The following is a 21944-nucleotide window of genomic DNA, read 5'->3' on the forward strand; positions in this document are numbered from 1 at the left end:
GGTGGTGAACTGGGCTGGCGGGGAGGTGCATGAGTAGCAAGCTGGCAGCAGGAAGGGAGATTTCGGCGGGGACGCCGAAACCAAATCAATTCAGCAGAGAATGACGAATAGGAATTATGCACCCCGTCTTACACATCCGCCTGCGACTCTCCCGCTTTGCATTTTGCACTTTGCACTTTGCATTTCCCCATCCCCCTGAATGGCCTTGAACGAAGAGAGGTTTTGGGGGATATTGGCTCCGGGTCAGCCGGAAACCATGCAAGCGTGGGGAACCATCGGCACGTATGAGGCCAGGGAGGAGGCAAAACCATCCCGCAGGATTCCTCTCCTTTGAACGATGCTTGCAACGAGGGCGTGTTGCTGGCGACGGTGATTCATCATGGCCCGGATGCGGGGGTGTATTTTCCGTTCTATGATGGGAATGGGAATGTGATGGGGTATGTGCGGGGGGCGGATGGCTTGTTGGTGGTGCAATATGAGTACGGCCCCTTTGGCGAACTCCTCCGCGCCACCGGGCCCCTCTCCCAGACCTTCAACCCTCTCTTCTCCACCAAATACCTCGACTGGGAAACCGGCCTCCTCTACTACGGCCATCGCTACTACAATCCCACCACTGGAAGGTGGCCAAACAGAGACCCCATCCAAGAACGCGGCGGACTGAACCTGTATGGCTTTGTTCTCAACAATCCAGCGAATTACATCGACAAGCACGGCCTCTACAATCCAATCACAGGCCCGGATGGGAAACCCGCCGGACCGGGTTCGGGCTTGCCAGATCCGACGATTTTTCTTCCTCCGAATTTACAGCCGCCGCCATCAGCGCCAAAGCCGAAGAGTAAGTGCCCATGTCCCTTTTCGTTGAGTAAACTGGGATTTCCCGGAGAAGCCGGCGGTGGGCTGTCAGCCGGCGCTGGAATGTTGCTTCCGGTAGCCGGCATTGGACCGTCAATCGGCTTTGAGGGATCAGTCGCAGCGATGGTGACGACGGAGTGTCGCTTCTGCATTTCAGCTCAGGTGACATTTCTTTTGGGCGTCGGAGTAATGGGAAGCGCGAGCATTGGGCCTGGTGTCAGTTATAGTCCGCGTGGTCTGGAAGGACCAGGAGCGGGAGTCGGTTTTGGAGTAAGCGTAGGCGGCGTGGAAGGCGCACCAGTTGGCGTTACGGGGGCAGTTGACGTGGATTTGTTGAATGGTGGAGTCGCAGGGGCTGTAACACGTCTCGGCCCGACGATTGCGATTGCAGCTTACGGACGCGGTTTTGTCTCTTGCACTGGTTGCGCAGATCCGCTTAACGGAAGCTGGATGGAAAGAGTTCTTCCTCAACAAGTCGCCCAGCAACGGCTGCTTCAATGCATTGCGGTCAACGTGGCGAAGCTTCTGCGTGAAGCTTCCCAATAGAGCGTCTATGGCGAGCGAAATGAAGAAGCTGCCCCAGCTTTGGTGGTGTTTCCTGCCAGTCTGGCTTTGGCTTCCGGCATTTCTTGGCATCATCACCTTGGTGGTTCGGGTTAACCTCTGGACGGGGTTTTTCGCCGCCTGCGTTTACATGCTGTTAAGTCTCCTGGCCTACGCCCCTATGCGCCGCAATCAACTATCCGTGCCCCAGACTTTGTTCTGGGTTGGTCTTGGAACAGCCGTGCTCGGCATTCCGGGTGTCGTTTTGATCTATGTGCTCTTTGGAAAAACCTGACCTTTACGCTGTCCCGCACAAACGGCGAGAAGGAATCTGGCTCGCCTCAGGCCGGCTCGATAGCAGGTCGGCCACCCGCGCCTGCCGCACAGCCCTGGCGCTGCGTCTTCGCTGCGGGGTGCGGCAATGGAACGGATTTGCTGGCATGACGATGATGGCCGTGGAAATACAACTACAACGACGCCGTGGTGACAGTTCTGGCGGCCGGACCGCCGGACGGGCACGGCGATCTATGCAGACAACACGCCTTGGTCGCCCGTCGTGCCGGAGGTATGGCCGTCGCGTTGTCGGCCGGTGGCCATCGCGTGATCCCGTTGGTGATATCCCTGAGAGGAACCTTTACGCTTTCGTCCTCAACCACCCGGTTTCTTACATTGCCCCGGATGGTAAGCGGACCTGGGTGCCCTATCCATACCCGGGGCATTGGGTGGACGATCCTCACCCCCCACCTCCACCGCCGACCAATGCTCCTTTTATTGATTGCAGTGGGTATGATCAGTTTAAGAATTCTTCGTGCGTTACTTGCGGCGGATTCGGATCAGGGCAAAAGGACAAATATCCCGGGAAAGCTAAAAAAGTCTGCGAGGGATTTGCCAAAATGTATACTGCAGCGCACAACCAGTCTAATGCCGCTTGTGTCGCCAGTTGCCTGATCAAAGCAGAAGCCGCCATTCAGGCTTTCCCCAACTGTAGTGATCGAAACTGCTTTCGTCTTCTTGCGCATATGTCGTGCTACAAGGACTGCAGTTTTTGGCCAGATAAGGGATTGCCATCGGGAGGGCTATCGGTTGGGGCACTTGATCTCATACCCTCAGCAACCCTCTCCAGGTACTGCCAAGGGACCATTCTATCTTCATACTTCCTAACCAGCTTGGTAAGATGAGAAGTTTGATTACTGTTGCGTTGATGGCGACGTTTTCGCCCTTTGTAGCGGCCTATGCGCTTGTGCTATGGAAGCCGGACCGTTGGGGTGACACCCTGAATCCTTTCGCCATCCTCTTCATGGCATACTTGGGAATGCTTACCTTCCCTGGCCTGATTCCTTATGTGATTGCGTTGATCGCCACCCCACTGGTGATGAGCGCAGTCGCGAAGCAGGACTTTTTCCGCTTGGCCTCTAAGAGGACGCTACTGCTTGGTGCATTGGGGGCGGGGATGATCGCCGGTCTCCTCGTCATGGCACCTGCTATGGTGCAGTCCACCAAGCACAACTCACTCGATCTCACGCTTAATTGGGGATTCGCTGGTGCGGTTTCTGGCGGTCTCAGCCTAGTAGTAATCACACTTGTGTACCGGCGCTCTCTAAACTCCGCTCCCACCCCGCCTCATGCTGGAGCCTAGTTTACTCCCCCGGATGGATCTTCGTCAGCAGTGCGCATACGGAGACTGAGCGGGGTAATTCCCTTTGAAAGAGCTACTCCCTCGGGATGAATTTCCGGGGCTGGTCCCCCCGCGCCCGCATTTTGGTTTTTGGCGTCAAAGGTGCGATCCGTGTTTTTGTCGTAGTAGGCCAGCAAGCCGTTGGATTTCGAGCGCAATGCGCAGCGGCAAGGTGTGGGCTGCTTTGCCTTATTTTGGGCAGGGGTGGCGCGGGCTAACCCGGGCAGCTTTCCCCATCCAGGCCTGGCTGGTCCAAGGGATGATGTAACCAACCCTGATAAGTGGAGGGCAAGTTTGGGAAATCTTTGCCAAACCCACTTGGTCCACGGAGCAGCAAGCTTACTGGTTTTGCAGTACCGCGCGATAAAACCTTGCGGTGTTGCCTGGTGAGTTCCAATCAATGAAGGTGAAGGGAGTATGTTGAAGAGTTATGTTGGTGACAGTGTTCCAAACATGGCTGTTCAACTGGGTGGCGTATTCTATGACGTAAGTTTCACCAATGATCCCGTTGATGGTCACGCCGGCATACATTTGCAGAGCCAGGGCGGGCCCCATGGCGGCGAGGGACTGGATTTCGGAGCCTGATAACGCGCGGTTATAGATGCGGACCTCGTCCACCCATCCATTGAAATATTCGTACTGCCCAAGCGCGCCAACGTTAAGGCTGCTGGTTCCCTCGCGAAACCGGGGCCCTTCAAAGATTTGCGCGGCCACCAGGGCTCCATCCACGAACAAGCAACTCGTATGGCCATCGTAAGTCCCCGCGACGTGATGCCATTGGCCGGGTTGAATCTGGCAATTTGTTGATACGATCCAATCGGCCCCTGAAGGACTAAAGATACCCCACTTAATCAGGCAGGTGGTACTTGTGTCTCTGTAGGATTGAATGAAATAACTCCGGTTGCCACCGCCACCAGCGTCCTTGCTCAATATCCTGCCGTATCCGGTCAGGTTGCTGTTGAGGTTGAACCAGGCGGCGGCGGTGATATTGCTCGGCTCGAGCGTGGCGCTGTGGGGAATTTCCATGTAACAATTTCCATCAAATCCGGCACACGCACCTTGTTTGCCGGCGGTCCACCTGATTCCATTTGTGCCCGCGGCATGGTTGGTCCCCACGGCATCCAGGCCATTACCGTCAAGCGGATAATAGGCCACCAGGCCACTGGTAGAAGCCTGGCTGTATGCTTGGGGGGATGGGACCAAGGTCACGGTTATCGCGATCAATATTATGGGCAAGGTTTTTTTCATACGTTTGAGTTGGTTAATGGTTTGCTGGGAGGAGAGCAAAGGGGGGTATGTTCACAAATGGTGTAACGAAAGTCTGAACAGAAATATTGACGGCAGGCGATGGTGACCGAGAAAGATCGAAGACACTCTTCCCCGCTTCCAATTTCCTGGTAATGAGCGACGGCACCCCACGTGGCAAACATTGGGTATTTTGCCCAAACGGCTCATTTTTCAATAAGTGCCGAAGGAGGCTCGCCCCATGCGCTGGAGCTGCCCCTCAACTGCAGTTCAAGCTACAACGCAAAACCTCGCCGGCCCCATGCCATCCAAGCTAAGCCGCCCGCGCCAAGGAGTGAAAGGTTTGCCGGAGGGGCGAAAGGCCTGCGATAGGGGGCGCCTCTGCTGACGTTTAGGCTGCACCCCGTCCTCGCACCCATGATACCCCGGATTTGCAACGCAAATCCCCAAAGTGGGGAGCGGAAAATTCTCCATCATCAAGGGCAGTCTGGCCGGCAGAGTAATCGCTTTGACGGCTGGGCGCATGATGGCGCCTTTCGCAGGGGTTAAGCATTAACAACCTACCAATAGTTGCGGCCAATTGTCAAGGTCTTGCCGCAAGACCTTGGAAAGATGGGGGGGGGAAATCGTGACCGCCGTTATGGTGAAGCTCAGCGTCATAAGCACTGGCCACCTGGCGAGGCCCGGGCAGTGCGCCCCATCTTTGCCCTCCTCCCAGCGTGCTCAGCACCCGCTTGGGAAAGAGCCGCAGGCAATTCGCTCGCAGGCAAACCGGTGGGGGAGTGCGGGCGGCGGGAGGTTTTTATTTTGTCATTGCGGGGGTGAGGAAGGGGCGCCTATAGTCGGGCAGAATCCCGCCGGGAATGTCCGAGCACGGCTGATGCGCCGTGCGCTGGCGGGGTTCCGGGCTGCAAATCAAAGTGTGTACGCATGAAAAAAAGCGCCGCCAACTCTTCGTCTCCCGCGGCATCAACCGCCAAAACCAAAGCCTCCGCTTCCGGGCGCATCCATCCGGTGGTGATTTACCCGTTTCAGCCGCCCAATCATTTTCATGATTTGGAGGAGCTCTATGGGCTGGTGGCCCGCCTGGCGGCGGAGCCGCAGCGTTTTGCGCGGCCGCTGACGGTTATGGATCGCAAGACCGCCGCCCGGCTGCGGGGCGATAAAAACTTTGAGGCGTTTCGCAACGGCAAGGTGGCCTCCTGCTCGGACCTGCTGGAGGCGTGGTGTGTGGATACGTGCCAGATGTGGTACACCGGTCTGGGCGTGGCGCTGGATCGCGGGCGGCCGGGGGACGTGTACTGGCTGATCCCGGGAGATTTCAATTACGGCTCGCCAGTGGGGCGGGAGGTGTTGGGGCGGCTGCACGATCTGCCGGAAATCATCGAGGAGCTGGATCAGGATTTTTGTGTGGGGGAAATCACCCGCGACGAATGCGATTCAAAGTGTTTAATTGACACTTATGGCACGTTTGCCCTGTTGTTGAACTGGTTTCCGGAGGAGGCCCAGGAGATCCGCCGCGTGTGCGAGCGTCCCCGTTCCGAATTCTTTGCCATCAGCCACAATTTCCTGCAGGAGGTCATGCACCAGCGGTGGTATCCCTATGAGCAAACGCTGGTCATTTTGTTGCAGGCCGCCTTCAGCAAACGGCGGGTCAGCCGCTTTGCGGTGGGGGATTTGACGGATCTGCCGCATGGCCAGGACACTCTGGCGGCTGCAGTGCAGCAAATTGAACGCCTGGAGCGCGTGCTCAAAATGGTCTGGCGCGAGCGCCACGAGCGGGAGCGCGACTGGTTCGCGCGTTACCGACAACTGGAGGAGCAGTCCAACCAGATTCGCACCACGGCCAACGCCCTGCTTTCCCGTCTGCTCAAGTAGGAAAAGCTGCCATCCCGGCTGTGCCCCAACCGGCGGCGTTTTGGGGTAAGGGGGGCGGGACGGTGGCAGGGACACTTCCCGCACGGCGATAGCGTGCCCGCGCCCGCGAATCGCAGCCCCTCCCTCAACCCTGGCCCTGCCGCTGGCGTTCATCCACGGGGCCGTAGCGCGGGCCAAGGGTTTGGGCCAGCTCACGGCCAAACTTGAGCAAATCCTCGCGCTCGGTCTCGGTGAGGGGCTTGTATTGACGGGCCAGGTTCACATTTTGCCGCGCCTGCTCCAGGGTGAAAGGCCCGATGATGGCCGAGCTGACGCCGGGCAGGTCCAGGGCATACGCCATGGCCTGCGCGAGCCGTTCGGGCGGTGTGTTGCAACCCACCCAGCCTTTGCGGTGATTGGGGAAGCCGCCCTTGATGCCGGCATACACCTTCATGGCCACCACGCCCACGTTTTGTTTGCGGCACTCAGGGAGCACCTTTTCTTCAAACCCGTAGATGTTGCGGTCGGCGTAGTTCATCACGGTCATCATCACGTCAATTTGCCGGGTCTCCAGCATCTTGACGTATTTCCACGGGTTGGCGTGGCCGGACATGCCGATGAAGCGCAGTTTGCCGGCCTCCTTCTGTTTGAGCAGATATTCGAGCACCCCCTCTTTGGCCAGCACGCGATCCAGGTTTTTGCCGCCCAAATGGTGGATGTGCACCAAATCCACGTGGTCCACCTTGAGCAGCCGCAGGCTTTGGGTGAGGGACTTCTCGGCCTCCGCCGCGTTGTCCGTCCAGACTTTGGTCACCAAAAACAACTTGTCGCGGCGGGCGGGGACGAGGTTGCCCAGGACTTCCTCGGCAATGCCGTAGCCGCGGGCGGTGTCAATGTAGTTGACCCCGCTATCCATGACCTCGCCAAAAATGCGCTCGGCCTCCTTGGCGTCAATGCGTGCTTCGCCGATGGGGGCGGTGCCCAGGCCCAGGATGGTGACCTGCACGCCCGTGCGGCCCAGCACTCGCTTGGGCAGGGCGCCGGCATCCGCACCCCCGCCGGCGGCGGCACGGGTCATCACGGGCGCCGCGCCGAGGGCCGCGCCGGCCATCAGCGTGGTGTGGAGGAAACGTCGGCGGCTGCAGCCACCGACAGGCGAGGCGGGTGGATTCATGGGATCAAGTATTTTGGGCCGGCATCAGCCGACCGGTTTTCAGTGTTGATGGCAAGAACATGCCACGCTTTCTCGCGGATGGCAATCTCCTGCTGCGCCGCAGGCGCAACCGAGACAAACCGCCTGCTGCTGCCCATCTGAGAGGCCGGCCGGCCATGCGATTTTGCCCGGATCCCTTACAACCCGGCGGCGGTGGTGGCCAGCCAGTTGGCCAGCTCGGCATCGGCCAATCGGCCTTCGTGGTGGCTCAATGCTCTGGCATTGCGGAGCCCCTGATAAGCCGTTTGCAGCGGCACAAGATGCAAATGGCCGCCACTGCGATGCAACAACAAGGGGCGGGGCGCGGCCAGGAGGGCCACCCCCTCCAGCCCACCCAAACGGCGCAGGCCGGGCACGAAAAGCTCCGGGCGCAGCAGGGTGGCATCCTCAGCGGGGTTCAACTCCGCCAGATCGGCGGCCACTGCCGCCACGGCCGGCGCGGCGAGCAGTGCCCAAACCCCTGCCGTCTCGACGCCGCACAAAATGACCGGCTGGCGGGTCTGCTGGCGGAACCACGTGGCGGCGGTGATTAAGTCCTGCACCCGCTCCTGCGCATCGGTGCGGTTGTAGGTGGCAAAAAACAATTCCACCTGCTGGGCGCGCTTTTTGGCAATTTCCGCATCCAAAACTTCGCCGGTTTGGAAAACGTCCAGCACCAGCACCTGCAACCGTCGCGCCAACAACTCCCGCGCCAGACCACGCGGCGGGCCCTGCTCCTCGAGAAAAGCCTGGCGGCCGGCCGGATGCGCCAGCACCACCGCGCCCTGCGGTTTGCGGCCCGCAGGCGCCAGCCAGACGGCGGGGAGGCGGTCGCCCCGCTGCGCGCGGCCCAGCACCAGGCGGGTGATTTGGATCCCCTCCACGGTTTGCTGCGCCTGGGTTTGGGCCATGACCTCGGGCGCCGTGTCCACCTGCAGAGCCATGCGCCACGCAGGGAGAAATGTTTCCTGATACCGTTTCTGCGAGGTGGGGCCGATGGGGCGCAGGGCCTGCCACTGGCTCAAACTTTGCGCCTTCCACTGCTCGCTGAGGCCCTTGATCGTCAGCGTGTCCGCCGGCCGCGGCCGCCGCGCAAAGACGCGCAGATCCAGATTGGTGGCGGCGGGATACGGCCGCTCTTTGGCCAGTGCGGGATCGTTTTGCTTGAGCAGATGCTCGGCAAAGAAGGCATAAACCTGCTCGCGGGTGGCCTGATTGTAATTGTGCCCAAACGGCAGCACGGGGTAACGCACGGCCTGCTCGGCGCCAAACAACCGGTAAATCGAGGTAATTGCCGGGCCTTCCACCGTCAAAAACATGCGCGTCCAATCCCCCGTCGCCGCCACAAATATCTGCGGCTTGGGCACAGGCACCGCGGCGATTTCCATATTCGAGTATTCGACGCGCAACCCCGGCATGTTTTCACAGGAGCAGCCGCCCTGCATCGAGTGCGACACCATGACGGTGGGCGCCAGCACGGCGGGGCGATCATCAATCGCGCCCAAAATGAAGGTCTGGGTGCCGCCGCCGCTGGCCCCCGTGCAGCCAATGCGCCGGGCGTCCACGTCCGGCAGCGAGGCCAGAAAATCCAGCGCCCGCAGGGAATTCCACGTCTGCAGGCCCATGAGGTTGATGTTCCAGAGCAGCTCCTCCGGTTGCGTGCCGAAGCGGCGGTGGTAATTGTACCCGGCCTCCTGCGCCGCATCCGCAAATTGCGTGTCATTGTAGCCCACCATGTCGTAAGCAAACGCCAACATCCCCATCCGCGCCTGGTGAATGCAGCGGGCCGGGATGCTGCCCTGAGTGGTGTCCTCCAGGCGGCCACGAGTCCAATGGCCATGCGGGTTGAGCACCGCCGGAAACGGCCCCGGGCCTTTGCCCAGCGGCCGGTACAAATTGCCCGCCAGATAAAAGCCGGGCAGGGTGCGAATATACACTTTTTCCACGCTGAAATCGCCGTGCTCGGTGCGATCAAAAATCTGGGCGTCCAGCGGCGCCTTGTCGGGCATGGGCCACAAACCGGCGCTGAAAAGAATCTGGCGGCGGATGTCCTCGCGGCGCGCCAGCCATTGCTCCCGGGAGGTGATGGTGGGAAAGGTGCGCGGGGTGTTATACGTCCACGGCTCCCGCAACCGCGCATCGCGCTCAGGAAGGGCGGGCGCGGCAAAGCTTGTTGCAGCCACTCCGAGGGCCAAACAACCCAGCCCGGCGAGGGCACGGCACAAGGTGGTTTTCATGCCGCCATTTATATAACTGGGGGGCGGGAAAATAAAATAAAAAGGGCGCCACCGCTTCCCTGGCTGGCGATGGCTTCCTGCACCGCCGCCGTGAGCGCCGAGCGTGGCTCAATAACCGCTGAGCAGATAGGCTGCCCGGTCCGCGTCCTGGCCCACTTTGTAGCGCGGGAAGGCCTTGAGGGAGAGCGAGAAGGCGATGCTAAAATCATCCTTGCGCAGACGCTCGTCCCGCCAGCGCAGCGCCAGGGCCATCGTCCAACTGCGCATGTCCCGGTACACCGTATAGGTCTGCTCCTCCATGCGCCCGTCCCGGGCCTCAAAGTGGTGGGTGGCGCGGAAGGCCCAATTTTCGCTCAAGCGATAAAACAGGCTTGAATAATACAGGTTTTGCTCCAGGTACTGCGGATAGGCCGGATCAAACCGCAGATAGCGGTTGCCCAGTGTGATGGTCCATCGGTCCCCCGGCAGCAGGGTGAGGCGATGGCCCAGCTCGCGCAGCCGGCCATCCCAGGGATCCACCCGCAATTCCTGGCTGAGCACCACCCACGAGCGGGGCAGGAATTCCACCTCCGAGTACACCTCGCTGAAATGGTTTTGTCCCGGCCGCGGATCCAGCCGCCAGTCAGTGAACACGGACCAGTAGAAGAACGTTTCCAGGGCGCCGTTGCGTTTGGTTTGCAGGCGGTTGCGCAGCCCCAGGCGGATCACATTCTGGCTGTCAATCGAATCCACGGCGTGATAATCGGGGAAGTCCAGCGGCAGCAGCCGGTACGAGCCCAACTCATAATCAAACTGCGGCAGCAGCGGCACCCGCCGGCTGGGGGTGGGCACGTAAACGTAGTTCAAACTGGGCTCGACGATGTGCCGCACCCCCTGCAAGTCCAGCAGCCGGTTGCGGACTCCCGGCCACAACCGATGCGCCCGGGTGGAAAACTCCACCCCCGTATTAAAAACCAGCCGCCCGTGGCGATCCGTCACGCCGCCCGGCCCGCCGGCCGCACTGTAATGCGTGGCGCGCCCGCCCACACGCGGCGTGACCTGCAACCAGCCAAAATAGTTCAGGGGCAGCACCAGTTGATGGTAGGTGTCGCCGCGCCAGGCGTCGTAATCCAGGTTCACCGGATCGGCAAACTGGCGGCGATACCACCCAAACGAGCTGTCGCTCTCATAATAAAAAGGGGACTCGCCCAGCCGCTGGCGCAGCCCCGTGAGCCGCAGCTCCGGCAGGCGCTCCACTGTTTCAAAGGCATTGACCAGTTGGGGCTGGGCCAGCAAATCCAAGCTCCAGTTGCGCCAGAGTTTATTGACTTCAAAAAACGAGCTGGGCTGGACGTTGCTCTGATACTCGCGCTCGAAATAGTCGTGCAAAAACAACCCGTCAGATTGATAGCGCAACGCCAGCCGCGCCGTCAGGTCATTGGTGAACTCGGCCCGGTGCAAATACCACAACCGATGGCGGTCAGGATCGAGCGGCAGATTAAATCCACTGGCCAGCACGTCCTGATCGTAGGCGTAATAATACTTGAACTCGCCCTCCCCGTACGGTCCCAGATGCAGATTCACGTCCGGCCCCAGGCCCCAGCCCCGGCGGGTGCGGTAATCCAGATGCATGGCGCCGTCCAGCCGGTCATTCAAAATCCATTGGTAACTGCCCAGCATATACGCGCCATAACGGCTGCGGTATCCCGGCATGAAACTGAAATAATTGCGATGCCGGGTCAGATTCCGCTCGTACTTGGGCAGGTACAGAATGGGCACTTTACCCACATAAAAGGTGGCGCCGCGCGCCTCGATGCGCTGCCCCGGCACAATGGTCAGCGCGCGCGCCTTCACCCGGTACGCCGGCTCGGCGTAGTCATCAGTGGTCAAATAGGCCCCCTGCGTCTGAAACACCTGATTCGATTGATCCGTCACCACCAGATCGCCCCCCGCTAGATAGGGCCCGTGCCGGGTGCGGAAGTCATTGGCATACACCCGTTTGTTCAAATAATCATAGGTGATGCTTTCTCCCGTCCACGTATTGCCCTCCGATTCCACCCGCACCGCGCCATCGGCCAGGATTAGGCCGCGGGACTCGAAAATGTGCACGCGGCGGGCAGTCACGACAGCCGTGCCGTAGCGCACGATGATGCCGCCATCGGCCATCGCCAGGTTTTTCACCGGATCATAGAAAAACTCGCCGTCCGGGCTTAGGGCCTCGATGAGGATTTGCGGCTCCCGGTTGGTGGGCGCGGATTCTGCGGCCGTCAGCCCCAACGCAGCGGCGGCCAGCCAAAAGCCCAAGCACCATGCCAATCGCCAATTCATGTGCGGCCCACGCTAAGCAAAGTGCGCGTTTGTGCCAAGTGCGGAATTGCCCGGCGGCGGGGGGGCCTGATCCTTTGACCCCTGCCCAGGTGACCGCTTAAGATTATTGATGAAACGGCACGCAATCTGCTGCTATGTTCTGGTAGTGAAACGCCGTCTTGGCATAGTTCGGACCTGGCTGCCCTGTCTGGCCGCCTCCAGCGTGCTTTGGAGCGGTTTGACCGCCCCGGCGGCCCCTGCCGACGCCACCCCGGTGGTCTTAACCAATGTGCAGCAGGTCAGAATGTTGCCACCCGAGGAAGCCGCCCGCGGCCTGCCCGTCAAAGTGCAGGGAGTGGTGACCTACTCCGACTATGCCTGGCATGCCTTGTTCATCCAGGACGAAACGGCCGGCATTTACGTGGGCGATGTCAGTATCGCCGAGCTGCCGCGCGTGGGCGATGGGGTGGTGCTGGAAGGCATTACCCAACCGGGCCATTTCGCTCCAGTCATTCGGTGCAAACAACTGGAGCGGGTGGGCGAAAAACCCCTCCCCACTCCGGCCACTCCCCCCCTGTTTCAATTGGTCAGCGGGGCTTTCGACAGCCAATGGGTGGAGGTGGAGGGCACCATTCGCAGCGTATTTGTGGACGAATACCACCTGCGCTTCAAAGTGGCCGGCGGCGGTTATGTGTTTGATGCCCGAATTCCGTGGGACAAGAAGGAACAGCCGCCGCCGCAACTGATCAACGCCCGGGTGCGGCTGCAGGGGGCCTGTGGCACGGTCTTCAACAACCGCCGGCAGGCCATCGGCATGCAAATGCTGGTCCCCTCCCTGCGGCACGTGACGGTGTTGCGGCAGGAAACTGCGGATCCTTTCACCCAGCCGGCGCAGTCCATTGCCAGCCTGCTGCGCTTCAATCCCAACCTCGGCAATTACCAGCGCGTTAAAGTTGAAGGGGTGGTCACCCTGCGCCTGGGCGATGGCTCCTTTTTTGTGCAGGATAAAAGCGGCGGGGTGCGCGTGCGGCCCGCGGGGGGCGAGCCGGCCCGGGAAGGTTTTCAGGTGCAGGTAGTGGGTTTCCCCGTGGTGTACAACTACTCGCCCGAGCTGGTGGATGCCCAATTCCGCCTGGGCCCTCCGGCCGCCTGGCCGGCCCCCGTGCGCGCCTCGCTCAAGGAATTGATGACCGGCGATTTTGACGGGCAGCGGGTGGAAATCGAAGGCGAGCTGGCGGATGTCTCCCACCTGGCCTCCTCTGACCGCCTGGCCATTCGCACCCCCGAGGGCATGGTGGATGCGGTACTGGAAAAGAAGCTCGTGAACCTGAGCCATCTGGCCAAAGGCAGCCGGGTGCGGGTGACGGGGGTCTGCTGGATCACCGCCGATGAACAACGCCAGCCGCGCAGCCTGGTGCTGGCATTGAACAGCCTGCAGGACATCGTGGTGCTGGCCGCGCCGCCGTGGTGGACGCCGCAGCGGGCAGCCCTGGCGTTGATCCTGTTGGGCTGCAGCATCTTGCTGGGGGTGGGGTATGTGGCGTTGCTGCGCCGCCAGGTGCAGCGCCAGACCCGCATCATCCGCGAGCAGATGAATCAGGTGTCGCAGCTTGAGACACGGTACCGCCATTTTTTGGAGAATGCCGCCGGCATTTATTATCAGGTGGAACCGGCCAACTTTAAGCCCGTTTTCTTCCATGGCCAGGTGGAAAAAATTACCGGGTACCCGGAAGCCGATTTCAGCGGCCATCGGCGCTTCTGGCTGGATTTGGTGCACCCGGAGGACCGCGAGCGGGTCAAAGAGGAGGGCCGCAAGCTTATGCAGGTCCCGGGACACGTGGCGGCCCTGGAATACCGCATCGTGCGCGCTGACGGCAACGTCTGCTGGGTCCAGGATATTGCCCGCAATCAGCCGGATGCCCAAGGCAAGGTGGCCGCCATTTATGGCGCCATCTACGACATCACCGCCCGCAAGCGGGCCGAGGCCGAACAACGGCAACTGGAGGCCCAGTTGCGCCAGGCGCAAAAGATGGAGGCTGTCGGCCAGTTGGCCGCCGGCGTGGCGCATGATTTCAACAACATCCTCACCGTCATCCAGGGCAACGCCAGTTTCCTCGAGGAGGATGTCGGCCATCGCCCGGAGCTGCTGGAGGCCTGCCAGCAGATCACCGAAGCCGCCAACCGCGCCGGCGCCCTGACCCGCAAGCTGTTGTTGTTCAGCCGCAAGCAGGCCGTCCAGGCCCAGGCAGTGAATCTGAACGAGCTGGTGAGCAACCTGACGAAAATCCTGGGCCGCCTCATCGGCGAGCATATCCAGATGCAATACCACTATGGCGCCGCCCTGCCGGCCGTGCTGGCCGACCCCGGCATGCTCGACCAGGTCATCGTGAATCTGGCGGTCAATGCCCGCGACGCCATGCCGCAGGGCGGCACGTTGACCCTGGCCACCAGCGTGGCTGAATTCCAGGAGGCCGACCTGGCGGCCCATCCCGAGCGCCGGCCGGGGCAATTTGTCTGCCTCTCGGTCACCGATACCGGCTGCGGCATGACGCCCGAGGTGTTGCGCCACATCTTCGAGCCGTTTTTCACCACCAAGGAACCGGGGCGCGGCACCGGCCTGGGGCTGGCCACCGTGTACGGCGTGGTCAAGCAACATCAAGGCTGGGTGGAGGTGCAGAGCGAGGTGGGCAAAGGCACCACCTTCCGCATCTACCTGCCAGCCCAGCCCGTGGCCCAGGAAAAAGAAGACGCCGTCCAACCCCCCGATCCCCCGCCCAACGGCACCGAGCGCCTCCTCGTGGTGGAGGACGAGGCACCCGTGCGGATGCTGGTGGGCGCCGCCCTGCAGCGCCGCGGCTACCAGGTGGTGCTGGCCGCCTCCGGCCCGGAAGCCCTGGAACGCTGGGAGGAGCACCACGGAGAGTTTGACATGCTCGTCACCGACATGGTGATGCCCCAGGGCATGACGGGCCTGGAGCTGGGCCGGCGGCTGCGTGCCAAAAAGCCGGGGCTGAAAATCATTTACATGAGCGGTTACAGCGCCGAGACCGCGCTGGCCGAAACTTCGCAGGATTTGCGCACCCGCTTCCTGGCCAAGCCCTACGCCACCACCGCCCTGCTGCAGTTGATTCGGGACGTGCTGGACGGGCGGCCGCTGGAGAAGCCGGCTCCCGCCGGCGCGACGCGCCTGGCCTGATCCAACCCGATGCCCCTCAGAGCGGCGCTCGTGGCGGCCGGCGGCGGTGGGGTGCGGGGCTGCGGAAATTTCACGTACAAGAGATAATAAATCAGCACCCCCGTTACGGACACATACAGCCACAACGGCAAAGTCCAGCGCGCCAGCCGCCGATGCGCCTCGAAACGGCCCTTGAGCGCCCGCCACAAGGTGGCCAGCACCAGCGGCACAATCACCGCCGCCAGCACGGTGTGCGTCAGCAAAATCCCCAGATAGATCGGGCGAAACCACGCCGGCTCGCGAAACACCGTGCGCGGCGCCTGCGCATGGTAAATCAAGTAACTGATCAGGAAGGCGGTGGACGCCAGCAAGGCCAGCAGCATGCACGCCCGATGCACCTGCGGGCGTTGCCGGCGAATGGCCCGGTAGCCCGCCAGCAAAAACACCGTGGCCAGCGTGTTCAGGCACGCATTCAAGGTGGGCAGCATGTCCAGGCTCAACGGCATCAAGGCTCCTCCAATAATCGGCGCACCACCGCCTGCAGCCGCGGTTTGGCGTCGCGCTCCCACCGGCTGCCCCTCCGGCGGGGCGCGCTTCCTTCCTCCACCGCGTCGTCCTGCGTTTCCACCACCGCCCGCAGCCGGCCGTGTTTGTCCACCACCACAAACAGGGTGCTATGGATGAACAAATCGGCGGGGTTGGCCCGCTCGGCCTCCGGCACGGGCACCGCCGTCAGCCGCAGCCCCTGCACGGCCACCCGCGCGATCTCGGCCTTGTCCCCCGTCAGAAACCACCAGCGTTGCGCGTTGGCATTCACTTTTTCCCCATAACGGCGCAGCACCTCGGGCGTGTCATGCGCGGGATCGGTGGTCAGCGTGATCAAACGCACCCCGGCCTCCCCCGCCCAGAGCGGTTGCAGCTCGCTCATCTGATGGGTCATCACCGGACACGGCCCGGCGCACCGCGTAAAAATGATGTCGGCCACCCACACCCGGCCGGTCAGATCGTTCAACGTCACCACCTCTCCCAACTGATTGGTGAGCACAAAGGGCGGCACCTGGCCCAGCACCGGCAAAGGCGCGTTGCGCGCCGCCTCCGCCTCCTGCAAACGCTGGCGAAACCCCCACAGCAACACCACCGCCGCCACCGTGACGGCAAGCAACGTCAATCCCAAATACAACGTGCCGCCACCCCTTCGGAGGGGGGCGGGGAGGCGGACGCTGCGAGTTTCTGCCCTCTGCATGACCGTGAACAATAAAGCGGGACAACCGGCCTTGTGCAACTGGAAATACCAGGGCGCCCGCCCGCCCCCCCCGGCCGCCGCCGCGATTTTCTTTTGAATTTTCGCCGCCCCCGCCCCAAGATGCAGGCGCTCAATTCAAACCGGCGACCAAGACCATGAATGGAAAAACCTGGCTGCGCTGGCTGGTCTGGGGCGCGGTGGCCCTGCTCGGAGCCGCGGCTTATGCCGCGCTGGCGGCGGCCCGCAAGGAACCGATCAGCTCCGGCTATCTCATTGTGGCGGCCCTGTGCACCTATGCCATCGGCTACCGCTTCTATTCCAAATGGCTGGCGGCCAAAGTCCTGGCCCTCAATGATCGCCGCGCCACCCCCTGCGAAGTGCACGAGGACGGCAAGGACTACGTTAAAACCAACAAGTGGATTGTCTTCGGCCATCACTTTGCCGCCATCTCCGGCCCCGGCCCGCTGGTGGGGCCGGTGCTGGCCGCGCAATTTGGTTATCTGCCGGGCACGCTCTGGATTCTCATCGGCGTGGTGCTGGGCGGAGCGGTGCATGATTTTGTAACGCTGTTTGCCTCGATTCGCCGCGACGGCAAATCCCTGGCGCAAATGGTGCGGGAGGAAATCGGCAGCACGGCCGGCCGGGTGGGGATGGTGGGCATCCTGGCCATCATGACAATTTTGCTGGCCGTGCTGGCGCTGGTGGTGGTGAACGCCCTGGCCGAAAGCCCGTGGGGGGTGTTCACGGTGGGGGCCACCATCCCCATTGCGTTGATGATGGGGTGTTACCTGCGTTTCTGGCGGGTGGGCAGGGTGTTGGAGGTCTCCGCCCTCGGCGTGGTGCTGCTGCTGCTGGCGGTGTGGGGCGGGCAAAAAGTCCATGCCAGCCCGGTGTGGTCGCAGGTGTTTCATCTTCACGCCGAGACGCTGGCCTGGGGCATCCTGGTCTATGGCCTCATGGCCAGCGTCCTGCCGGTCTGGCTGCTCCTGGCGCCGCGGGATTACCTGAGCACCTTCATGAAACTTGGCACCATCCTGCTGCTGGCCCTGGGCGTGCTCCTGGTGCTGCCGGACATGCAAATGCCCGCCCTGAGCAAGTTTGTGGAAGGCGGCGGTCTGGTGGTGCCCGGCAAACTGTTTCCCTTCTGTTTCATCACCATCGCCTGCGGGGCCATCTCCGGTTTTCACTCGCTGATTGCCAGCGGCATCACCCCCAAGATCATCACCCGCGAGGGCTATGCCCGCATGGTGGGCTATGGCGCCATGTGCCTGGAATCCCTGGTGGCCATCATGGCCATGATTGCCGCCTGCACGCTGGACCCCGGCATCTATCTGGCCATGAACGTCCGCGGCACCGGTGCGGACCCGGCGGCGGACATCCGCCAAAAAGTCAGCCAGTCCGGCTTCTACCGGTATCATTATGATGCAACCGCCCGGGCCTGGCTCCCCCAGCCGGTCACCGTGGATGGCCAGGCCATGGAAACCCTGGCCCGCGAAGTGGGCGAAAACACCCTCTACGGCCGCACCGGCGGCGCCGCCACTCTCGCCGTGGGCATGGCCAACATCTTTTCCCGCCTCACCCATGGCCGCTTGTTGGACATCTGGTACCACTTTGCCATCATGTTTGAGGCCCTGTTCATCCTCACCACCCTGGATGCCGGCACGCGCGTGGGGCGTTACCTGCTCCAGGATTTCCTGGGCCGCCTGTATGCGCCGCTGGGCGACATCCGCAAGCTGGGCGCCAACCTGCTCGCCAGCCTGCTCATGGTCTCGGGCTGGGGCTTTTTCCTCATCCAGGGCGTGCGCGATGCCGAGGGCGGCGTAAAGGCCCTGTGGCCCATCTTTGGCATTGCCAATCAGATGCTGGCCGCCATTGCCCTGTGTCTGGGCACCACCATTTTGCTCAAGATGCAGCTCCAGCGCCGGCAGGCAAAACCCGGCGGCGCCTCGCGTTCCCTGGCGGTGGTGCTGGTGACCTTGGTGCCGCTGGCGTGGCTCCTGGCCGTCACCTGCAGCGCCGGGGCCATCAAAGTGTTTCATCCAGATCCGAAAATGGGTTTCTGGGCGGCCGCCCAGGCCGCCCACCAGACGCTGACCCAACTGGAGCCGCAACTGGCCCAGGCCCGCGCCGCCGGCGCCGCGGAGCAAATCCAGGCGCTCGAGCGGCGGATCCTGGAGGCGCGGCGCGCCCGTTTCAACAACCGGGTGGATGCCGTGGTCACCGCCGTCTTCCTTGCCCTCATTGGCACAATGCTGGCCCTGAGTGCGCGCACCTGGTGGCAACTGTTGCGGCGCCAACAGCCCGCCACGCTCAAAGAAACGGAGCCGGTCTGGCTGCCCGATTACGCCGTGGCCGAAGGCGCGCCCCGCGGCTGGTGGGGCTGGCTGGCGCTGGCGCTGCTGGCCGCCAAGGAGGTCTCCGGCCAGGCCGCCTGTGAACGCGCCCAGCAACAGGCCCCGTGTGCCTGCGGCCACGTCCATCCCGCGCCCGCCAAAATGACCGGGCAGACGGCCCAGGCGCCCCCCGCGCCTTCCCGCGGGGAAATCGTTGCGCAAATGCTGGAAAAGCGGTATGGTGGAGGAGTAAATCGTTGTTGTTAAATTGGTCATGAACGGTCGGAACGCCCACCCGGGCCAGCTTCAACCGGTTGTCACCGGCATGCAAGGATTGTGCTAGAACCCATGCAACGCCCAAGCGCATGGCCGACCGGACGGGCGGCCGCCTGATCCCTCATGCAACGCATTGGACTCTTCGGCGGCTCGTTCAATCCGGTCACCTACGGCCATCTTGGCCTGGCCCGCGCGGCGTGGGAAACGCTGGCCCTGGACCGGCTGTATTTCATCCCCGCCGCCCAATCGCCCTTCAAACCTCATGCCCCCCCCGCGCCCGGCCCCTTGCGGCTGCGCTGGTTGCGGCTGGCCCTGGCGGGCTGGAGCGGCTGCGTGGTGGATGACACCGAGCTGCGCCGCGGCGGCATCTCCTACACGGTGGACACCGTGGCCGAGTTTCGCCGCCGCCATCCGGAGGCGGAGCTGTTCTGGATTCTGGGCGCAGACCAGGCCCACACCCTGCCGCAATGGCACGCCGCCATGACCCTGGCGCAATGGGTGCAATTTGCCGTCTGCCCCCGCCCGGGCCAGCCGCCGCCGCAGTTGGCGCCCCCCTTCCGCGGCCGGCTCGTGGAGGCCCCGCTGCTGGGCGTCTCCGCCTCGCTGGTCCGACAACGCGCGGCTGCCGGCCTGCCCCTGGACGGGCTGACCCCGCCGGCCGTGGCCGAAGATTTAATGCGCGAAAAAGTGTACTCATGACACCCACCCCCACCCAACGCAGCATGGATTCCAAAAAACTGGCGGTCACCATCCGGGAACTGGCCGATGCCAAAAAGGCGGAAAACATCACCGTGCTGGACGTGCGCGGCTTGAGCACGGTCACGGACTTCTTTGTCATCGCCACCGGCACCAGCGAGCCGCACCTGCGGGCGATCGCCGAGGAGATCACCGAAAAGCTCGAGGAAAACGCCGGCCTGCGCCCCCGCGCCATTGATGGCGAGGTGCCCACCCACTGGATGGTGCTGGATTACGTGGACGTCATCGCCCACGTGATGCGGGCCGAAGTGCGCGCCAAATATGATCTGGAAGGGCTGTGGGGCGACGCCCCGCGCCTGCGGCCGCGGCGCAAAGCCAAAGTTAAATCCCTCCCCGATTGACCCCCCCGGCGGGCTTACTCCGCCGGCGAAGCGGCACTACTGGAAGAACCTTCCGTTTCCGCCGCTTTGGCCATTTCCTCCAAAACCCGCCGGAACTCGGCCAGGCCCGGCGCGGGCACAATGATGTTGTCCCGCCGGCCGTTCACGTCCTCGGTAATGCGTAGAAACCGTCCGCGCTGGTTTTCCTTGAGGGTGAAGATAAACTTCTTGCGCTCCACCACAATTTCCTCGCGCTTGAGTGTTTCGTCCTGAGAAGGCGGTCGAGAACCCCCCGCCGGTCCGTGGGAGGGCCGTTGCCCGTATGATGAGCGGTCATTCGTGATCATACATCACCCTTTCGCGGCCCAAGGCAGCGCCCTGTGCTGCATAGTAAATGTTTGCCATAATCCGCCGCTTGTCAACCGTGAATCCCGGCGAATCCCAGGGGTAATCCCTCAACCGCTGCGGGTTGTTGCCTTTCGTTTTTTATCGCGCGCCCCCCCGCAACCTTCCATACTGGCCCCATGAACCCCGCGCGTGTGACCTGCTGGCTGTTGCTCCTCGTGGGAGGCATCGGCAGCAATGCCGTCCTACCCCTCCAGGCCGCCCCGGAGCGGCCCAATTTTATTTTCATCCTGGTGGATGATTTGGGCTGGACTGACGCCGGCTGCTACGGCAGCCGCTTTTATCAGACCCCCCACCTGGACCGGCTGGCGCGTGAGGGGATGCGCTTCACCCAAGCGTATGCCGCCTGCACCGTTTGCTCCCCCACCCGGGCCGCCATTCTCACCGGCAAATACCCCGCACGCCTGCACCTCACCGACTGGATTGCCGGCCATGCGCGGCCCTATGCCCGGCTCAAGCCTCCTGCATGGACAAAATATCTGCCGGCGGAGGAGCTCACCCTGGCCGAGGCCCTCAAACCCCTGGGCTACGCCACCGCCAGCATCGGCAAATGGCACCTGGGCGGCACCAACTCCTACCCGGAGAAACATGGTTTCGACTTCAACCTCGGCGGCACTGACCGCGGCCAGCCGCCCAGTTATTTTGCCCCCTACAAAATCGCCACCCTGCCGGACGGCCCGGCGGGCGAATATCTCACCGACCGGGAAGCTGCCGAGGCCTGCCGCTTCATTGAGCAAAACCGCGCGCGCCCCTTTTTTCTCTACCTGCCGCATCACGCGGTGCATACGCCCCTCCAGGCCAAAAGGGAAGTGCAGGAGCAATATCTGGCGCGAATCCAGCCCGGCTCCCGCCAGACCAACGCCGCCTATGCCGCCATGGTGCAAAGCGTGGATGACAGCGTGGGCCGGATTCTGGACAAACTGGCCGAATTGAAACTCGCAGAACGCACCCTTATCTTCCTGACCTCGGACAATGGCGGCCTGGTGCCCGTGACCGATAATTCACCGCTCCGCGCCGGCAAAGGCTCGGCCTACGAAGGCGGCGTGCGCGTCATCGCCATCGTCAAATGGCCCGGCGTGACGCCGCCCGGCAGCGTTAACGACACCCCCATCATCAGCATGGATTTTTATCCCACCCTCCTGGAAATCGCTGGCGTGCCGCTGCGTCCCGGCCAGCGGATGGATGGCGAAAGTCTCGTCCCCTTGTTGCGCGGCACCGGCAGGCTCCAGCGCACCGCCCTGTTCTGGCATTATCCTCATTATCATCCGGGCGGCGCCACCCCCTACGGCGCCATTCGCGAGGGCGATTTCCGGCTGGTGGAATTTTTCGAGGACCATCGCCTCGAGCTGTACGATTTGAAAAACGATATCGGCGAAACGCAGAATCTCGCCGCGGCCCGCCCGGAGCTGGCGGCGCGCCTGCGGGCCCGGCTTGCCGCCTGGCGCCAGGAAGTGGGCGCGCAAATGCCGCTCCCCAATCCCGATTACGCGCCGGACAAGGATCGTTTTGGGGCCGCCCCGCCCGCGGAGCGCCGCGGCGGCGGATAAGC

The 21944-nt window shown here is 62.5% G+C and carries 16 protein-coding genes; 9 read left to right on the top strand and 7 right to left on the bottom strand.

The features are described from left to right. Nucleotides 1–330: 330 nt before the first annotated feature. From N3J91_03000 to N3J91_03010, 3 genes are all read left to right on the top strand, one after another. Nucleotides 331–1398, top strand: coding sequence for an RHS repeat-associated core domain-containing protein (locus N3J91_03000; GenBank protein MCX8155417.1), 1068 nt, complete (start codon nt 331–333; stop codon nt 1396–1398). Nucleotides 1399–1405: 7 nt separating this feature from the next. Continuing rightward, nucleotides 1406–1690, top strand: a complete 285-nt coding sequence (locus tag N3J91_03005) for a hypothetical protein (GenBank protein MCX8155418.1) — start codon at nt 1406–1408, stop codon at nt 1688–1690. Between the two features lie 879 nt (nt 1691–2569). Beyond that, complete coding sequence (locus tag N3J91_03010) at nt 2570–3031, top strand: hypothetical protein (protein ID MCX8155419.1); 462 nt, start codon at nt 2570–2572, stop codon at nt 3029–3031. A 378-nt stretch (nt 3032–3409) separates the two neighbouring features. On the opposite strand, the gene N3J91_03015 is transcribed toward N3J91_03010, so the two are convergent. Next, nucleotides 3410–4318 (bottom strand): LamG domain-containing protein, encoded by a 909-nt coding sequence (locus N3J91_03015; GenBank protein ID MCX8155420.1) that lies wholly within the window; start codon nt 4316–4318, stop codon nt 3410–3412. 927 nt (nt 4319–5245) lie between these two features. Between N3J91_03015 and N3J91_03020 the strand changes: the two genes are divergently transcribed. Beyond that, a complete protein-coding gene (locus N3J91_03020; GenBank protein MCX8155421.1) occupies nt 5246–6193 on the top strand; it encodes a hypothetical protein in 948 nt (315 codons plus the stop codon). A 124-nt stretch (nt 6194–6317) separates the two neighbouring features. Here the strand turns inward: N3J91_03020 and N3J91_03025 are convergent, their stop codons facing one another. The 3 genes from N3J91_03025 to lptD all read right to left on the bottom strand — a co-directional run bounded on the left by N3J91_03025 (nt 6318) and on the right by lptD (nt 11908). After that, nucleotides 6318–7346, bottom strand: a complete 1029-nt coding sequence (locus tag N3J91_03025; protein MCX8155422.1) for an aldo/keto reductase — start codon at nt 7344–7346, stop codon at nt 6318–6320. 176 nt (nt 7347–7522) lie between these two features. Next, nucleotides 7523–9601, bottom strand: a complete 2079-nt coding sequence (locus N3J91_03030) for an acetylxylan esterase (protein MCX8155423.1) — start codon at nt 9599–9601, stop codon at nt 7523–7525. Nucleotides 9602–9709: 108 nt separating this feature from the next. Beyond that, nucleotides 9710–11908: an LPS assembly protein LptD gene (lptD, locus tag N3J91_03035; GenBank protein ID MCX8155424.1), complete on the bottom strand. Its 2199-nt coding sequence runs from the start codon at nt 11906–11908 to the stop codon at nt 9710–9712. 145 nt (nt 11909–12053) lie between these two features. On the opposite strand from lptD, the gene N3J91_03040 reads away from it, so the two are divergent. Beyond that, the gene (locus N3J91_03040) at nt 12054–15083 is read left to right on the top strand and encodes an ATP-binding protein (protein MCX8155425.1); all 3030 of its coding nucleotides are present in this window, start codon (nt 12054–12056) and stop codon (nt 15081–15083) included. On the opposite strand, the gene N3J91_03045 is transcribed toward N3J91_03040, so the two are convergent. Then, a complete protein-coding gene (locus N3J91_03045; GenBank protein MCX8155426.1) occupies nt 14987–15568 on the bottom strand; it encodes a DUF420 domain-containing protein in 582 nt (193 codons plus the stop codon). The two genes, N3J91_03040 and N3J91_03045, sit on opposite strands and share 97 nt — an antisense overlap. After that, the gene (locus tag N3J91_03050; protein MCX8155427.1) at nt 15568–16305 is read right to left on the bottom strand and encodes an SCO family protein; all 738 of its coding nucleotides are present in this window, start codon (nt 16303–16305) and stop codon (nt 15568–15570) included. Before N3J91_03050 ends, N3J91_03045 begins: the two co-directional genes overlap by 1 nt. A 155-nt stretch (nt 16306–16460) precedes the next feature. Between N3J91_03050 and N3J91_03055 the strand changes: the two genes are divergently transcribed. From N3J91_03055 to rsfS, 3 genes are all read left to right on the top strand, one after another. After that, the gene (locus N3J91_03055; GenBank protein MCX8155428.1) at nt 16461–18905 is read left to right on the top strand and encodes a carbon starvation protein A; all 2445 of its coding nucleotides are present in this window, start codon (nt 16461–16463) and stop codon (nt 18903–18905) included. Between the two features lie 132 nt (nt 18906–19037). After that, entirely contained in the window at nt 19038–19613 is a 576-nt protein-coding gene (gene nadD / locus N3J91_03060) for a nicotinate (nicotinamide) nucleotide adenylyltransferase (protein ID MCX8155429.1), read from the top strand. Continuing rightward, nucleotides 19610–20011, top strand: a complete 402-nt coding sequence (gene rsfS / locus N3J91_03065; GenBank protein ID MCX8155430.1) for a ribosome silencing factor — start codon at nt 19610–19612, stop codon at nt 20009–20011. The genes nadD and rsfS overlap by 4 nt, the downstream gene beginning before the upstream one ends. Before the next feature lie 14 nt (nt 20012–20025). Here rsfS and N3J91_03070 read toward each other — a convergent pair whose 3' ends face one another. Continuing rightward, nucleotides 20026–20337 carry a PUR family DNA/RNA-binding protein gene (locus tag N3J91_03070; protein MCX8155431.1) on the bottom strand — a complete coding sequence of 104 codons (312 nt, stop codon included), beginning with the start codon at nt 20335–20337 and terminating at the stop codon, nt 20026–20028. Between the two features lie 177 nt (nt 20338–20514). On the opposite strand from N3J91_03070, the gene N3J91_03075 reads away from it, so the two are divergent. Further along, on the top strand, nt 20515–21942 hold the full coding sequence (locus tag N3J91_03075) for a sulfatase (GenBank protein MCX8155432.1): 1428 nt from the start codon (nt 20515–20517) through the stop codon (nt 21940–21942). Nucleotides 21943–21944: the final 2 nt, after the last annotated feature.

Source organism: Verrucomicrobiia bacterium, assembly GCA_026414565.1.
Classification (GTDB): Bacteria; Verrucomicrobiota; Verrucomicrobiia; order Limisphaerales; family Fontisphaeraceae; genus Fontisphaera.

Excerpts from the sequence above, each read along its gene's own strand:
- N3J91_03010 (MCX8155419.1), top strand. The coding sequence starts at position 2,570 with ATGAGAAGTTTGATTACTGTTGCGTTGATGGCGACGTTTTCGCCCTTT.
- N3J91_03075 (MCX8155432.1), top strand. The coding sequence starts at position 20,515 with ATGAACCCCGCGCGTGTGACCTGCTGGCTGTTGCTCCTCGTGGGAGGC.
- N3J91_03020 (MCX8155421.1), top strand. The coding sequence starts at position 5,246 with ATGAAAAAAAGCGCCGCCAACTCTTCGTCTCCCGCGGCATCAACCGCC.
- N3J91_03055 (MCX8155428.1), top strand. The coding sequence starts at position 16,461 with ATGAATGGAAAAACCTGGCTGCGCTGGCTGGTCTGGGGCGCGGTGGCC.
- nadD (MCX8155429.1), top strand. The coding sequence starts at position 19,038 with ATGCAACGCATTGGACTCTTCGGCGGCTCGTTCAATCCGGTCACCTAC.
- N3J91_03045 (MCX8155426.1), bottom strand. The coding sequence starts at position 15,568 with ATGCCGTTGAGCCTGGACATGCTGCCCACCTTGAATGCGTGCCTGAAC.
- N3J91_03005 (MCX8155418.1), top strand. The coding sequence starts at position 1,406 with ATGGCGAGCGAAATGAAGAAGCTGCCCCAGCTTTGGTGGTGTTTCCTG.
- N3J91_03030 (MCX8155423.1), bottom strand. The coding sequence starts at position 9,601 with ATGAAAACCACCTTGTGCCGTGCCCTCGCCGGGCTGGGTTGTTTGGCC.
- N3J91_03015 (MCX8155420.1), bottom strand. The coding sequence starts at position 4,318 with ATGAAAAAAACCTTGCCCATAATATTGATCGCGATAACCGTGACCTTG.
- N3J91_03050 (MCX8155427.1), bottom strand. The coding sequence starts at position 16,305 with ATGCAGAGGGCAGAAACTCGCAGCGTCCGCCTCCCCGCCCCCCTCCGA.
- lptD (MCX8155424.1), bottom strand. The coding sequence starts at position 11,908 with ATGAATTGGCGATTGGCATGGTGCTTGGGCTTTTGGCTGGCCGCCGCT.
- N3J91_03025 (MCX8155422.1), bottom strand. The coding sequence starts at position 7,346 with ATGAATCCACCCGCCTCGCCTGTCGGTGGCTGCAGCCGCCGACGTTTC.
- N3J91_03070 (MCX8155431.1), bottom strand. The coding sequence starts at position 20,337 with ATGATCACGAATGACCGCTCATCATACGGGCAACGGCCCTCCCACGGA.
- rsfS (MCX8155430.1), top strand. The coding sequence starts at position 19,610 with ATGACACCCACCCCCACCCAACGCAGCATGGATTCCAAAAAACTGGCG.